Origin of the sequence: Granulibacter bethesdensis, from assembly GCF_001889545.1 — a bacterium.
GTDB lineage: Bacteria > Pseudomonadota > Alphaproteobacteria > Acetobacterales > Acetobacteraceae > Granulibacter > Granulibacter bethesdensis_B.
On record NZ_CP018194.1, the window covers coordinates 2,581,225 to 2,593,773 of the forward strand.

Below are 12,549 nucleotides of genomic sequence, written 5' to 3' on the forward strand. Positions count from 1 at the left end.
TCCCACGTCAGCCGTGGGTACGCATCCGGTAGAGAAAACGTGCGATCGCATCGAGTAAAAACCCGAGCAGACCGATCACGAGCACGACCGCCGTCAACTCGCCATACGCCATGCGGTCTCTGGTATCGAGCACGAGATAACCAAGTCCGCCGGCCACACCGAGCATTTCCGCCGGCACCAGCACGATCCACAAAACACCGATCGCCAGCCGGACACCCGTCAGGACAGGTGCCAGAACCCCCGGCAGGACGATACGTGTCAGGGTTTCCCACCGTGTTGCCGCAAGGCTCTGCGCCAGCAGCAGCCAGCGCCGGTCAAGCTGCTTCACACCATCAGCGGTACTGAGCAGGATGGGCCAGACCGCGGCAAAAGACAGCAGGAAATAGATCGGCGCATCCCCCACCCCCAGCACCATGACGGCCACCGGCATCCAGGAAAGCGGGGAGATCATACGCAAAAACTGGAACACCGGCGATGTGGCGGCTTCCACCACTCGCAAGCTGCCGACCGCCAGCCCCAGCGGTACACCCACCGCCAACGCCACCACCAATCCTACCAGCACGCGCTTCAGGCTGAGCCAGACATGGGTCAGTAAATCACCATGCCACCCCATCTCGATCAGGCTGGTCAGAGCCAGCCCGGGTGCGAAGCGACGGCTGAAACTGCCTTCCGCGGCCAATGGTCCGGTGAACAGCCACCAGACAGCCAGCAATATCCCCAAGCCTCCCACGCCCAGCAGGAAGCGCCCCACACGACCAGACAGGCTGAGACGCAGGCGGCCATCACGCGGACGGATACCGGGAAAAGAAACCGGCAGGGACACAGACAGATCGCTCACGCCGCAATCGTCTCCGTGCGGGTGAAGCTGTCGGAGATTCCGAACACGCCCGGACCACCTGCCGCCGCAATGGCGTGACGCACGAAACGGTCATCCACCAGTTCACGCGTGGCAGCAGCCGGGTCCAGTGCCGTCAGGAAGCCGCGATCACCCTCGACAAGGGTATCTTGCAACCTCCGCACCAGTTCCTCGGTATAGGAAGGAAAGGGATAAGGCTGAAAATCGATCCGTCGATTGGTCCAGTCGGCATGGTGGATCGCGCCGGAGGCCACATAATCCGCGTGCGCCGTTTCCGATGGCGCCAGCACCTTCGCCAGCACCGCAGCGGGATGCGGTGTATAGCGATTGGGATTCTCGCGTGAGATCAATTGAGCCGTCTCTGCGCGATGATCGCGGATCCATGCCTGCGCCTTGACGACTGCCGTCACGGCCTTCTGGGACCATTCCGGTCGCCTTGTCAGGTCTTCCTCATGCATCGCCACGACGCAGCAGGCGTGATCACGCCAGACATCCCCCGTGAAACGCAGCACTTTTCCTATATTCTGTGCCTCTGCCGCCGCGTTGAAAGGCTCTGCCACGATATACCCGGCAATACGCCGGGCCGCGAGCGCCGGAAGCATGTCGGAGGGAGCCATCACCACCAGCGCCACCTCATCCGCAGCAGGGGCTTTGCCGTTGCGGGCAATGACGGGCTTCAATCCATTGGCCTTCAGCAGCGTACCCAGCACGACATTATGGATGGAATACCAGAACGGCACAGCGACCGTCTGACCCCCCAGCTCTTTCACACTGTTGATGCCGGGCTGCACCGTCAGGCCGGAGCCATCGAGATGATTCCATGCCACCACCTTCAACGGTGCCTGGCTGCCGAAACGGGCCCAGATGGTCATGGGGGACAGCAGATGAACCATATCGACCTGGCCCGAGAGAAACGCCTCGATCACCTGTGACCAGGAACGCAGCATCACCGGCTTTTCCGCGCGGATCCCTTCGGCTTCGAAAAAACCCTGCCCATGCGCGACCAGAAGCGGAGTCGAATCCGTGATCGGCAGATACCCGATCCGCAATGGCGCATCTGGTCCCGCCTGCGCCTTGGCCTTTCTGGCCTGCAACAACGGCAATGCCCCCGCCGCCGTGAAAAGCCCGGCCAGTCGCAGGGCATCCCGTCGCGAAAAAAATTCATTGTCCATGGCGCTCATTCCATCAATGGCTCCGCAGGGCCGTGCGCAAGGTTTGGAGAATATCGATACGCAGCCTGCCCAGTTCAGCCAGCATCGCCGCACGCGGTTGAGGAAGGTCTATGTCCCAATCTCCCACCACACCGGCCGGAGTGCCCCCCAGCAGAAGAACACGATCGGCCAACAGCAGAGCCTCATCGATATCGTGGGTAATCAGCAGCGTAGCCGGGCGGCGCTCTGCCACGATGCGCAGCAGAAGCTGCTGCATTTCGGCCCGCGTCACCTCATCGAGCGCACCGAACGGCTCATCCAGCAACAGCACGGCAGGATGACGGGCGAGACAGCGCGCCAGCGCCGCACGGCTGGCCATGCCACCGGAGAGCTGCGAAGGATGAAGATGCCGAGCCGCCTGCAAGCCGACGGCAGCAATCGCATCCTGCACCCGCGCCTTACGCTGCGATGCCGTCAGGGCGGGCTGATGTTTAAAATCAAGGCCGAACCCGACATTCTTCTCCAGCGTCAGCCAGGGCAGCAAAGCCGGGTTCTGGAAAGCCAGCGCCACAGCGGGATGAGCCCCCTCAATGGCGCTTCCCCCCACCATAATCCGGCCAAAGCTGGCTGTTTCCAGCCCGGCCAAAGTTCGTAACAGGCTGGATTTGCCGATACCGCTCGGCCCCAGCAGAGCCACGATCCGGCCCGGATGAAGATCGAGATCCAACCCCGACAGCACAGGCTGAGGCGAGCCGGGATAATGCAGGGCTATGTCACGCGCCGACAGGGCAGCATTCATGCCGCGCACTCCCGGTTGCGTGTGTGTCTGGCCAGAGCATCCTGCAACTGCACCAGGCTGGGGGTAATCACCGGAATGAAAGCAGCCTCCCGCCACCGCCGGGCGAAGGCGGAGCCATGCGGCTGAAGATACGCCTTGCCGCCCGATGCCTGTAATTCCAGCCCCACTGCCTCGGCCACAATGGCGGCCAGACGGATGCGGATTTCAAACAGCGCCTCCGGCACGGCCAGAAACCGTTCCGTCCTCAGCCCGGCATACAGGGCGCGCTCCTCATCCCGAAGACGCGCGGTCAGATTGTCCAGCGGTTCATGCAGGACATCGCGGGCCGCCCCTTCGTGCCGCAGCGCTTCAGCCAGAGAGCGACGGGCCAGGCCGATCGACAGGCCGCATTGCAGACCCAGAAAAGCTGGCCGCACCTGCGGCAGCCAGACAGAAGCGTCAGGATGAATGATCTGATCCGCGTCGATCCATGTCTCGTGCAGGGTGATCGCCGCCGTATTCGCCGCGCGCAGGCCGAGCAGGTTGAGATCGTCACTGCGCGTCAGCCCCGGCGCATCATGCGGCAGGGCAGCGATGAACGCCCCGCTTCCATCCGCATGGCCGATCGCAGCGGCCACCTGAAATCCTTCCACCCGCAGATTGGTCACCCATGGCATCCGACCGGACAGCCTGTATCCCTGTCCTTCCGGCTGCGCGGTAATCTGAAGCGGCTCCAGCCCCGACAGGAACTTCATCGCATTGGACAGGCCGGTCGCCCCTGCTTCCTCCCCCCGCAGCAAAGCGGGCAACAGACGGTTGCGGAGCCCTTCATTCGGGCTTTGCAGCAGATATTCGATGAAGGAGCGATGGCTCCAGAACACGAAGCCGGCCGCCAGAGAATGCGATGAAACCGAGGCGATGGCCTCCACAGCCTCCGGAAGAGTGCTGCCTGCGCTGCCCTCCGCGCCGGAAAGACCCACGGCGAACAGGCCTGCCTGTGCCAGTCCGGGCAGCAGCAGGGCCGGATCGATATGGCCTTCATCCAGCGCCAGAGCGTTTTGCTCCAGCCATTCGGACAGGGCAGCGGGAAGAGCAGACATCAGCGCTTACCCGACGGAGCCGGTGGTGAGACCATTCCAGCGGAACGGCTCCAGCTGTTCATTCAACGGGGGCTGACCCAGATTGTTGGCGAAATTGCACAAGGTCGCCAGGCTGACGCCCAGCACCACTTCCAGCGCCTGTTGATCCGTGAAACCGGCTGCCTTGAAAGTGGCCAGCGCTTCATCCGATACGGCCCCGCGCGATGAGATGACGGCCCGCGTAAAATCGGCCAGCGCCGCCAGTCTGGCATCGGCCACCCGGTCAAGCTGACGCAGAGCCTCCACAGTGGCGACATCCAGCCCGGCTTTTTTGGTTGCCAGTGCGGTATGGCCCGCCACACAGAAACCGCATCCGTGGGTGGCTGCGGCGGTGATCTGCACAACCTCCCTTTCCTGCAAGGTCAGGCTGGCGCGTGCGTTGATTCCGGAAACGGTCAGATAGGTCTCCAGCGCGACCGGAGCATTGGCCAGCACGCGGAGCAGATTGGGCAGGAAACCGTTATTTTTCTCTGCCGCCACCAAAGCGGGTTGCGCCTCGGTCGGCGCATTTTCCAGGGTACGAAGAGGGAAACGAGACATCACTTCGGCTCACATGTTATACGTGAATCCTTAGTGCTTATTCGTTTAAACTTCAATCATACGTTTTTAAAAACTGGCTCAAAATATCCTTCAAAAAAGTGATTATTTTATATAAATCATTGATTTATAATAATAAAATAAATTTTGTAGATCCATGATGCACGCTTGGAAAATCACATAGAAAATTACCATTATGCATGGTAATTTTACGTTTCAAAAAGATGATTTTATGAATCAGCCTGTCATGATGCGACTGAAATCCCCCGTCTCAAACCGGAGAAGCGGGAGGCCGGATCAGTCAGCAATCACAGCGGAAAAAATGTACGATCGTGACGAAGCAGCCGGCCAACCAGCCGACAAGCCCGTTCTTTTATGCCCCCCGGCAGGTGCAACGTTCGCCCAGCGTGTCACGGAACACGCTGACTTCCGCCAGCGCGGGAAGATCAGGGGCGAGATGCCGCCATATGAACAGAGCGATGTTCTCCATCGTCGCGGGAGCAAGACCCGGCACCTCGTCCAGCAGACGATGATCCAGCGCGTTGCGGACCGCATCCATCTTCCGTTGCAACAGGCCGAGATCCATCAGCATGCCGCTAGCCGGATCAACCCCGCCACGCAGCACCACCTCCACACGGTAGGAATGGCCGTGAACACGCAGGCTGGAATCGGTCTCGATCTCCCGATGCAGCGTATGGGCGGCCTCAAAGGTGAACTGCTTGCCAATTTCAAGCACACGGGGGGTAGAGGAAGAAACGATCGTCATCAGGGTATGCCCAGCGTCTTATGGGTCTGCACCGACAGGCGCCAGCGCGGATGATGGAGGCAGTATTCAATCGCAGCCCTTGTGTGATCCGCGCGCCGCGAATCGTCCAGCGGCTGTAGCAGGAAATGCCGGAAATCCAGAGCCTCAAACCGCTCCGGCGGCGCATCCGGCTGGGGAAACACCAGTTTCAGTTCGTCCCCCCGTGTCAGGGCCAGAGAATTATCCGCCTTGGGGCTGACACAGATCCAGTCCAGCCCCTCCGGAGCCGGTTGCGTCCCGTTGGTCTCCACCGCAATCTGAAAACCGGCCTCATGCAGCGCGTCGATCAGGGCGGCATCCACCTGTAACAGCGGCTCCCCCCCGGTCAGCACGACGAAGCGATGCTCTGCCCCGCCCTGCCAGCACGCAGCAATGGCCCGCGCCAGACTGGCGGCATCGGGATAGCGACCACCGTTTTCGCCATCCATGCCGATAAAATCAGTGTCGCAGAAGGTACAGCGTGCCGTCTGCCGATCTTCTTCCCGACCGCTCCAGAGATTGCAGCCCGCAAAACGGCAGAACACCGCCGGACGGCCGGCATGGATGCCCTCCCCCTGCAAGGTCAGGAAAATTTCCTTCACGGTGTAAGTACGGGCGGGCTGCGTCATGACAGCGCCGCACATAGGGGGTCCGTGACCTTATGTCATGCGCCGGATAGCCATGGCTCCGCTTCGCCCCATGCAGGGGCGGGGGGACGACACCCCATAGGGAGACAGTTTAAGCCGGCGATGGCTCATCCGGTGGAACGGCGACACGTTGCTCCGGGGCGGCATGCACCCCGGCATCCTCCTCATCAGCCTCCGATCCGACCGGCTGAACAGAAGGCAGCAGGGAGGCAAACTGTTCCGCCCGTTCCAGAGACACATCCAGCGCCGCCAGGGTAGGGCCGAGTTCTTCGGTCTCGTCGCGGCTCCATGCCCGGATGGTCCACGCCCAGACGGCCAGCAATCCCTTGATCCGCAGGCCGCCCAGAATCCCGCCGGAGGGAATGCCGGCCCCTTCCAGCAGCCAGCCCATACTGGCGCGATCACGTCGGGCCAGAAACAGCGCCAGCACCGGATCGAACGGCACCGCTCTCAACAGCGCCAGCACGCCCTGACGATGAAGCTGCAATACGTCGATACGACGCATGAGAATATCCAGCAGGCGATCCCTGATCTCCCCCCCCGGCAGAGGTCTGGCCAAGGCGGCTTCATCTGCCTGCCGTCCGAACGCCGACAGGATCGCAAACCGGTCAGGAAAGCGCCGACGCGCCTGATCGAGCGGCAGACCGGCCCGCCGTGCCGCCTCCGCCACAGTCAACCCACGCCAGCCACGCTCAGCAATCACGGAAAATGCCGCGGCGGTCAGGGCATGATCGAAAGCGGTATCATCGCGTTCCTGCGTCATTGGCCCTGCTCCCTGACAGACCGGTTCGAGGGATTCATCGCACTCCTACCGCACCGGTTCCATAACCGGCGCACCAGACAATTCGCCTGCCCGTCTGATCGCCGCCTTGACGGCGCGTGAAAAAGCAGAAGGCAGGGCGTCGTCGGCCATCAGTACTTTCAACGCCTGTTCCGTGGTCCCCCCGGGGCTGGTCACAGCGCGGCGCAATACCGCCGCATCGGCGTCCTCCCGCTCCAGCAGCGAGGCCGCCCCAATCACTGTCTGACGGGCCATGCTGCGCGCCAGAGCAGGCTCCAGCCCCTGTTCCAGGGCACAACGCTCCAGCAATTCCGCGATCAGAAACACATAGGCCGGGCCACCACCGGAAATCGCCGTGGCTGCCAGAAGCTCGGTTTCCTGCTCCGCCCATGCCACGGTACCGACGGCCTCCAGCAGGGTGTGGCACAGACTACACTGTGCGCCATCCACATGCGGACCGGCATGCGCCATGGTGAACCCTTTACCAATCGCTGAAGGGGTATTCGGCATGGAACGGATAATCGCCGCTTCCTCACCCAGTATCCCGGCCAGAGCGGCCTGCGTCAGCCCGGCCATGACGGACAGAAACACCGCATGCCCGGCAAAGCGGGCGTAAGCGGGCAAAATGGACGGCGCGACCTGCGGCTTCACCGCCAGAATTACGGCAGCCGGACGAAAATCAGCGGGAATATGCGTCGCATCCGGCACAACGCTCACGTTCTCCCCCAAAGCACGCGGGGAGGGTGAAACGACAAAGGAGCGGGACAATCCCCGCTCCTGCCATGAACGTAACATGGCGCCGCCCATCTTGCCGCAACCGACCAGCAGGATGGGCGGGATCGGGGGAAGGCTCATGCCTCCCCCACACATTCGAGCATTGCCGCAGCCATGGCCTCGGTCGGGGCCTTGCCACCCCACAGCACGAACTGGAAGGCCGGGAAAAACCGTTCGCATTCCGTAATGGCGATATCCATCATGTCCTCCAGACTTTCCGCCGACGCACCCGGCGCGCCACGCAACAGAACGGAATGCCGGAACAGCGGCATGCCATCCTCACTATCCATTCCGAAATGGCCGATCCAGAGCTTGTCATTGGCCAGCGCCAACAGCTCATAAAGGGCGGCGCGCCGCTTTTCCGGTACTTTCAGATCGAATGTACAGGTGAAATGCATAGCGCTGATTTCAGACGACCAACTGAAATACAGCCCGTAATCACACCATTTTCCGGGGGCCTCAGCGGCCATTTCGTGATCGCTGCGGCGATCGAAAATCCAGTCATTTGCGGTGACGATCTGCTCCAGCATATCCAGCGGATTGGAGGAACGCTCCTGCACGGAGAAGGACAGGGCAGTCATGATGGGTCTCCCACCTGGAGGAAGGCCAAATGTGGCCAGGGGGACGCAACGGCACCGGCGCGGTTCCGGTCGTACCCTGGATACCACTCCGGCAGCCTAACGATGTGTCAGGCCGTGCCGCAAGGGCTGCTGAATCATCAGGCGGCACAGAATGGCGTTCCCGGCCCGTTCAGGCGCCGGAAGGCTTGTCCTGTTGCGCAACAGAGACAGAATTGGCCTCCAGTGCGGCCACACGCTGCTCCAGCGCATCGACCCTGGCCTGAAGGGCTTCCTGCGCATCACGGGCGGTGGCGGCCAGCTCCAGCGCAACATCCAGATCCTCACGCCGGGCGACATCCAGACGGCGCAGCGTTTCCTCGACCCGCGCCCGCACCAGTGCCTCCACCTCCTCCCTCAGTCCGGAAACTGCGGAGAGGGCACCACCGGCCAGACCGGCCAGATCGTCCAAAAAACGGGGGCGGGATGTCATTGCGAACGCTCCTTGCACGTCGGGATGGGCAGGGATCCCTTTTTAAAAATCACCCCCCATCTGGGGTCGATACAGCATTGAACGGGCAGCCACGTAAAGAGAGCATCCACCATAGCAGAGGTGGTCCATTTGACCGCCCGCGAAGCACTGCCTATTCACCCTCAGGACAGCCCCATCAGGCGTGACGCCGCGAGGAGTAACATGCTGCCCGTGATGATGTTTCCCGGCTTCGATCCCGTTCTGGTGCAGGTCGGCCCCTTTGCGATCCGCTGGTATGCCCTGGCCTATATTGTCGGGCTGGTGCTGGGTTGGCGACTGATGCGGCGGCTGGTTCGGCTTGACCCCGCCGTCGCATCAGTCGAACAGGTGGACGATTTCCTGACCTGGGCCACGCTGGGCGTGGTGCTGGGGGGGCGGCTTGGATACGTGCTGTTCTACCAGCCATCATTTTTTCTGACGCATCCCGGAGCCATCATTCAGGTCTGGCATGGGGGAATGAGCTTCCATGGCGGCATGCTGGGGGTGGTCGTGGCCACCATCCTGTTCTGCCACCGCAATCGCATTTCTTTTCTGGGTTTTGCCGACCGGCTGGTCGTCTGTGTGCCGCTCGGCCTGATGCTGGGGCGCATCGCCAATTTCATCAATGGCGAGCTGTGGGGCCGCGCTGCACCGGACTGGCTGCCCTGGGCGATGATTTTTCCCTCCGGCGGTCCTGTGCCGCGTCATCCCAGCCAGCTTTACGAGGCGGGGCTGGAAGGCGCGTTGCTGTTCATCGTCATGCTGCTGCTGGTGCGTCGCCCTGCGGTACGGGCGCGGTTCGGACAGCTCGGCGGCTCGTTTCTGATCGGATACAGCATTGCCCGCATCCTTTCCGAGCATTTCAGAGAGCCGGATTCGTTCCTCGGCTTTCTGACATTTGGCCTGACGATGGGACAAATTCTCTGCCTGCCCATGGCCATGGCGGGGCTCTGGCTGGTCCTGCGTGCCCGCACCAATGCCCCTGCCAATGCTCCTTCCACAGGGCAGACGGATATCCGGTCCGCCCCATGACCGCATGCCCGGAGCGGCTGGACCGTTTCATGGCCCGGGCGAACGCGGCCTATTACGCCACACATGACCCGTTTGCGGATTTCACCACCGCACCGGAAATCAGTCAGGCGTTCGGCGAAGTGCTGGGTCTGTGGGCCGCCATGGGGTGGCAGCAGATGGGCGCGCCTGCTCAGATCGTGCTGGCTGAAGCCGGACCGGGGCGCGGGACGCTGATGGCTGATGCTCTGTCCGCGATCCGCCGGGCCATGCCCGCTTTTGCTGATGCAGCCACGATCATTTTCATCGAAACCTCTCCAAGGCTGCGCGCCATTCAGGCGGAGCGCGTGCCGGAGGCCCGCTTTGCCGCCGATCTCGATGAGATTCCGGATACGCCCCTGATCCTGCTGGGCAATGAGTTTCTGGATGCCCTGCCGATCCGCCGCTTCGTCCGACAGAAAACAGAATGGCGGGAGCAGTTTGTAGACGTGCAGCCCGATGGGAGTTCCACCCTTACAACAGGCGCCATGGAGCCTCCCTCCCCCTGCCTGCCGGAAATGGCAGCGGAAGGCAGCCTCCGGGAATGGTCGGAAGCGTCGCATGACATCATCACCCGCCTCGCCGGACGGCTGATACGCCAGAGTGGAATGGCTCTGTTTCTGGATTACGGTCCGGCTCAAAGCGGTTTCGGCGATAGTTTGCAGGCTCTGGCGCAGGGTGTTCCGGTCGATCCGTTCAGCCTGCCCGCCGGAGCAGCCGATCTGACCGCCCATGTCGATTTCTCCGCGCTGATGGACACCGCCCGCACCGCAGGTGCCAACGGATACGGACCGGTGGCGCAGGGGCGGTTTCTGCTGTCGCTCGGTCTGATGCAGCGTTGCCAGCGTCTGGCATCCGGCCAGCCCGCCGCTACGGCCCGCCGGATCATGAATGCAGGGCAGAGGCTGACACAGGCGGAATATATGGGCACCCTGTTCAAGGCGATGGCCCTGACTTCGCCCGGCCTGCCGGTTCCGGCAGGTTTCGAACCTCTCCCGACGCGGGATATTGTCTGATGACCGATCTGGCCCAAGCTGCTGCTGCGCCCACACTGCCCGAGCGGATCATGGGGCCCGAGCGGATCATGGGGCCCGAGCGGATCATAGGGCCACTTGCAGCCCCGCATGGTTTTTTCACCCGGCGCGGCGGCGTTTCATCCGGGCCTTATGCCAGTCTGAACGGATCGCTGTCCGGCGGAGATGATCCTGTGGCCGTGCACGAAAACCGCGCCCGGATCGCGCATTGTCTGGGGGCTGACACGCTGCTGGGGCTGCGGCAGGTGCATGGCACCACGGTTATCAGGGTCGAAACGCCCTGGGCTGCCGGTTCCGGCCCGGATGCGGATGCGATGATCACCGACCGGCCCGGTATCGCTCTGGGCGTCATCACGGCCGATTGCGGCCCGGTACTGTTCGAGGGCAGACGCGAGGATGGCTCCCTGATCGTCGGCGCAGCCCATGCCGGATGGCGCGGAGCGGTGGCGGGGATTCTGGAAGCCACAGCAGACTCCATGCGGTCATGGGGAGCAGTCTCTTTGCGCGCCTGTATCGGCCCCTGCATCGCCCGGAACAGCTATGAGGTCGGGGCCGATCTGCGGGCCGCCCTGCTGGAAGCCGACCCGTGTGGCAGCCTCTATCTGCATGACGGACGGGATTCGGAACACTGGCAATTCGATCTGGCGGGTTACTGCCTGCATCGTCTGACCCGGAACGGAATCGAGGCCGAGGCTCTGTTGATCGATACTCTGACGGATACCGAACGCTTCTACAGTCATCGCCGCCGCACCCTCGCCGGTGGGGGTGCCATCGGCCATCAGGTCTCCGCCATTCTTTGCCCGCAACCCGGCGCAGCCTGACCAGCCAGAAACGCCCACCAGAAACGCCCACCAGAAACGCCCACCAGGGACAATCGGGAAAGCTTTCATGATCCGCCTGCCCTTCTGCCTGAACCGCTTCCCTATTATGCTTGTCTGCCTGAGCGGTCTGCTCGGCCTGTCCGGCTGCGGCGATCTGCCACGTCCTTTCATGGGGCATCCCGGTCAGACCGCCATGAAGCTCGCCGCGCCGCCACCTGCGCGTCTGGCAGTACCCACGCCCGGCAATGCATTGCTGGATGACAATTCCAGCAAGCTGCTCGCGACCTCCATTGCCCATGCTCTGGATGACCACACCGTGCCTGCCGTGGCCGGGCCGGTGAAAAAAGGTGACTGGTGGCTGGGAATCACGGCCACTACACAGGGCAACACCGTCGTGCCTCATTACGAAGTCTTTGACCCGACCGGAAAATCTCACGGCAAGGCCGACGGTCTGTCCATGCCCGTTTCAGGCTGGGCCGCCGGAGACCGTACGATGCTCAGGCAGGAGGCGCTGACCTCCGCCGACAAAATCTCCGACCTGCTGAACGACGTCGATGCGGCGATGAAACAGAGCGATCCGAACAGCCTGTTCAACCGTCCGGCCCGGATCGCCGTGCTGGACGGAATCGGCGCACCGGGCGATGGCAATACGACGCTGTCTATGCAGATGAAAATGGCGCTGCCCAAAATCGGGATCACCATCGCCAGTGACGAATCGGCCCAGACCGCACCCGCCGATTTTACGGTGCAACCACGCGTCAGAACCGCACCGGGGGCCAATGGATCGGAGCGGATCGAAATTCAGTGGATCGTCACCGATAGCAGTGGCCAGGAAAGCGGTCGCACCATCCAGATCAACGAAATTCCCCCCGGCACGCTGGACCTGCACTGGGGGGACGTCGCCTATGTCGCCTCCACCGAGGCCGCGGGCGGTATCAAGCAGGTGATCCAGAATGCCACTGGCCTCAACCGGGCCAAGGCCAAGGCTGCTGCCGGAAAAACCGCGGAAAAACCGGCCGAGACCGCATCCTCCACCGCTTTGTCCGTCCCGCCGGAGGACGCCTTGCATAAAGCCCCTGTTTCCCCACAATCCCCCTTGCCGTGATGGCGGAAACATCACTGAAACAACACG

At 62.5% G+C, this 12,549-nt stretch carries 15 protein-coding genes; 4 read left to right on the forward strand and 11 right to left on the reverse strand.

Features of this window, described 5'->3' with window-relative positions; genetic code table 11:
* Window positions 1-7: 7 nt before the first annotated feature.
* The 11 genes from GbCGDNIH8_RS11875 to GbCGDNIH8_RS11925 all read right to left on the reverse strand — a co-directional run bounded on the left by GbCGDNIH8_RS11875 (window position 8) and on the right by GbCGDNIH8_RS11925 (window position 8,497).
* A complete protein-coding gene (locus GbCGDNIH8_RS11875; protein ID WP_216634455.1) occupies window positions 8-838 on the reverse strand; it encodes an ABC transporter permease in 831 nt (276 codons plus the stop codon).
* Complete coding sequence (locus tag GbCGDNIH8_RS11880) at window positions 835-2,028, reverse strand: ABC transporter substrate-binding protein (RefSeq protein WP_072573862.1); 1,194 nt, start codon at window positions 2,026-2,028, stop codon at window positions 835-837. Before GbCGDNIH8_RS11880 ends, GbCGDNIH8_RS11875 begins: the two co-directional genes overlap by 4 nt.
* A gap of 13 nt (window positions 2,029-2,041) precedes the next feature.
* Window positions 2,042-2,806: an ABC transporter ATP-binding protein gene (locus GbCGDNIH8_RS11885; protein WP_072573864.1), complete on the reverse strand. Its 765-nt coding sequence runs from the start codon at window positions 2,804-2,806 to the stop codon at window positions 2,042-2,044.
* Complete coding sequence (locus tag GbCGDNIH8_RS11890; protein ID WP_072573351.1) at window positions 2,803-3,885, reverse strand: acyl-CoA dehydrogenase family protein; 1,083 nt, start codon at window positions 3,883-3,885, stop codon at window positions 2,803-2,805. The genes GbCGDNIH8_RS11885 and GbCGDNIH8_RS11890 overlap by 4 nt, the downstream gene beginning before the upstream one ends.
* A gap of 6 nt (window positions 3,886-3,891) precedes the next feature.
* Window positions 3,892-4,464 carry a carboxymuconolactone decarboxylase family protein gene (locus GbCGDNIH8_RS11895; RefSeq protein WP_072573352.1) on the reverse strand — a complete coding sequence of 191 codons (573 nt, stop codon included), beginning with the start codon at window positions 4,462-4,464 and terminating at the stop codon, window positions 3,892-3,894.
* A gap of 370 nt (window positions 4,465-4,834) precedes the next feature.
* Window positions 4,835-5,227 (reverse strand): 6-carboxytetrahydropterin synthase, encoded by a 393-nt coding sequence (locus GbCGDNIH8_RS11900; RefSeq protein WP_172822954.1) that lies wholly within the window; start codon window positions 5,225-5,227, stop codon window positions 4,835-4,837.
* On the reverse strand, window positions 5,227-5,874 hold the full coding sequence (queE, locus tag GbCGDNIH8_RS11905) for a 7-carboxy-7-deazaguanine synthase (protein WP_072573866.1): 648 nt from the start codon (window positions 5,872-5,874) through the stop codon (window positions 5,227-5,229). Before queE ends, GbCGDNIH8_RS11900 begins: the two co-directional genes overlap by 1 nt.
* Before the next feature lie 109 nt (window positions 5,875-5,983).
* Window positions 5,984-6,655: a TetR family transcriptional regulator gene (locus GbCGDNIH8_RS11910; protein ID WP_072573353.1), complete on the reverse strand. Its 672-nt coding sequence runs from the start codon at window positions 6,653-6,655 to the stop codon at window positions 5,984-5,986.
* A gap of 45 nt (window positions 6,656-6,700) precedes the next feature.
* Window positions 6,701-7,528: a pyrroline-5-carboxylate reductase gene (proC, locus tag GbCGDNIH8_RS11915; protein WP_072573354.1), complete on the reverse strand. Its 828-nt coding sequence runs from the start codon at window positions 7,526-7,528 to the stop codon at window positions 6,701-6,703.
* The gene (locus GbCGDNIH8_RS11920; RefSeq protein WP_072573355.1) at window positions 7,525-8,028 is read right to left on the reverse strand and encodes a type III secretion system chaperone family protein; all 504 of its coding nucleotides are present in this window, start codon (window positions 8,026-8,028) and stop codon (window positions 7,525-7,527) included. Before GbCGDNIH8_RS11920 ends, proC begins: the two co-directional genes overlap by 4 nt.
* A gap of 169 nt (window positions 8,029-8,197) precedes the next feature.
* The gene (locus GbCGDNIH8_RS11925) at window positions 8,198-8,497 is read right to left on the reverse strand and encodes an accessory factor UbiK family protein (protein WP_072573356.1); all 300 of its coding nucleotides are present in this window, start codon (window positions 8,495-8,497) and stop codon (window positions 8,198-8,200) included.
* A gap of 201 nt (window positions 8,498-8,698) precedes the next feature.
* On the opposite strand from GbCGDNIH8_RS11925, the gene lgt reads away from it, so the two are divergent.
* The 4 genes from lgt to GbCGDNIH8_RS11945 all read left to right on the forward strand — a co-directional run bounded on the left by lgt (window position 8,699) and on the right by GbCGDNIH8_RS11945 (window position 12,522).
* Window positions 8,699-9,547 carry a prolipoprotein diacylglyceryl transferase gene (lgt, locus tag GbCGDNIH8_RS11930; RefSeq protein WP_072573357.1) on the forward strand — a complete coding sequence of 283 codons (849 nt, stop codon included), beginning with the start codon at window positions 8,699-8,701 and terminating at the stop codon, window positions 9,545-9,547.
* On the forward strand, window positions 9,544-10,578 hold the full coding sequence (locus tag GbCGDNIH8_RS11935; RefSeq protein ID WP_072573358.1) for a class I SAM-dependent methyltransferase: 1,035 nt from the start codon (window positions 9,544-9,546) through the stop codon (window positions 10,576-10,578). The genes lgt and GbCGDNIH8_RS11935 overlap by 4 nt, the downstream gene beginning before the upstream one ends.
* A gap of 50 nt (window positions 10,579-10,628) precedes the next feature.
* Complete coding sequence (locus GbCGDNIH8_RS11940) at window positions 10,629-11,417, forward strand: purine nucleoside phosphorylase YfiH/LACC1 family protein (RefSeq protein ID WP_072573867.1); 789 nt, start codon at window positions 10,629-10,631, stop codon at window positions 11,415-11,417.
* Window positions 11,418-11,484: 67 nt separating this feature from the next.
* The gene (locus GbCGDNIH8_RS11945; RefSeq protein ID WP_072573359.1) at window positions 11,485-12,522 is read left to right on the forward strand and encodes a hypothetical protein; all 1,038 of its coding nucleotides are present in this window, start codon (window positions 11,485-11,487) and stop codon (window positions 12,520-12,522) included.
* Window positions 12,523-12,549: the final 27 nt, after the last annotated feature.

Excerpts from the sequence above, each read along its gene's own strand:
- GbCGDNIH8_RS11880 (WP_072573862.1), bottom strand. The coding sequence starts at position 2,028 with ATGGACAATGAATTTTTTTCGCGACGGGATGCCCTGCGACTGGCCGGG.
- proC (WP_072573354.1), bottom strand. The coding sequence starts at position 7,528 with ATGAGCCTTCCCCCGATCCCGCCCATCCTGCTGGTCGGTTGCGGCAAG.
- GbCGDNIH8_RS11945 (WP_072573359.1), top strand. The coding sequence starts at position 11,485 with ATGATCCGCCTGCCCTTCTGCCTGAACCGCTTCCCTATTATGCTTGTC.
- GbCGDNIH8_RS11935 (WP_072573358.1), top strand. The coding sequence starts at position 9,544 with ATGACCGCATGCCCGGAGCGGCTGGACCGTTTCATGGCCCGGGCGAAC.
- GbCGDNIH8_RS11900 (WP_172822954.1), bottom strand. The coding sequence starts at position 5,227 with ATGACGATCGTTTCTTCCTCTACCCCCCGTGTGCTTGAAATTGGCAAG.
- GbCGDNIH8_RS11890 (WP_072573351.1), bottom strand. The coding sequence starts at position 3,885 with ATGTCTGCTCTTCCCGCTGCCCTGTCCGAATGGCTGGAGCAAAACGCT.
- queE (WP_072573866.1), bottom strand. The coding sequence starts at position 5,874 with ATGACGCAGCCCGCCCGTACTTACACCGTGAAGGAAATTTTCCTGACC.
- GbCGDNIH8_RS11895 (WP_072573352.1), bottom strand. The coding sequence starts at position 4,464 with ATGTCTCGTTTCCCTCTTCGTACCCTGGAAAATGCGCCGACCGAGGCG.
- GbCGDNIH8_RS11925 (WP_072573356.1), bottom strand. The coding sequence starts at position 8,497 with ATGACATCCCGCCCCCGTTTTTTGGACGATCTGGCCGGTCTGGCCGGT.
- lgt (WP_072573357.1), top strand. The coding sequence starts at position 8,699 with ATGCTGCCCGTGATGATGTTTCCCGGCTTCGATCCCGTTCTGGTGCAG.
- GbCGDNIH8_RS11940 (WP_072573867.1), top strand. The coding sequence starts at position 10,629 with ATGGGGCCCGAGCGGATCATGGGGCCCGAGCGGATCATAGGGCCACTT.
- GbCGDNIH8_RS11910 (WP_072573353.1), bottom strand. The coding sequence starts at position 6,655 with ATGACGCAGGAACGCGATGATACCGCTTTCGATCATGCCCTGACCGCC.
- GbCGDNIH8_RS11920 (WP_072573355.1), bottom strand. The coding sequence starts at position 8,028 with ATGACTGCCCTGTCCTTCTCCGTGCAGGAGCGTTCCTCCAATCCGCTG.
- GbCGDNIH8_RS11885 (WP_072573864.1), bottom strand. The coding sequence starts at position 2,806 with ATGAATGCTGCCCTGTCGGCGCGTGACATAGCCCTGCATTATCCCGGC.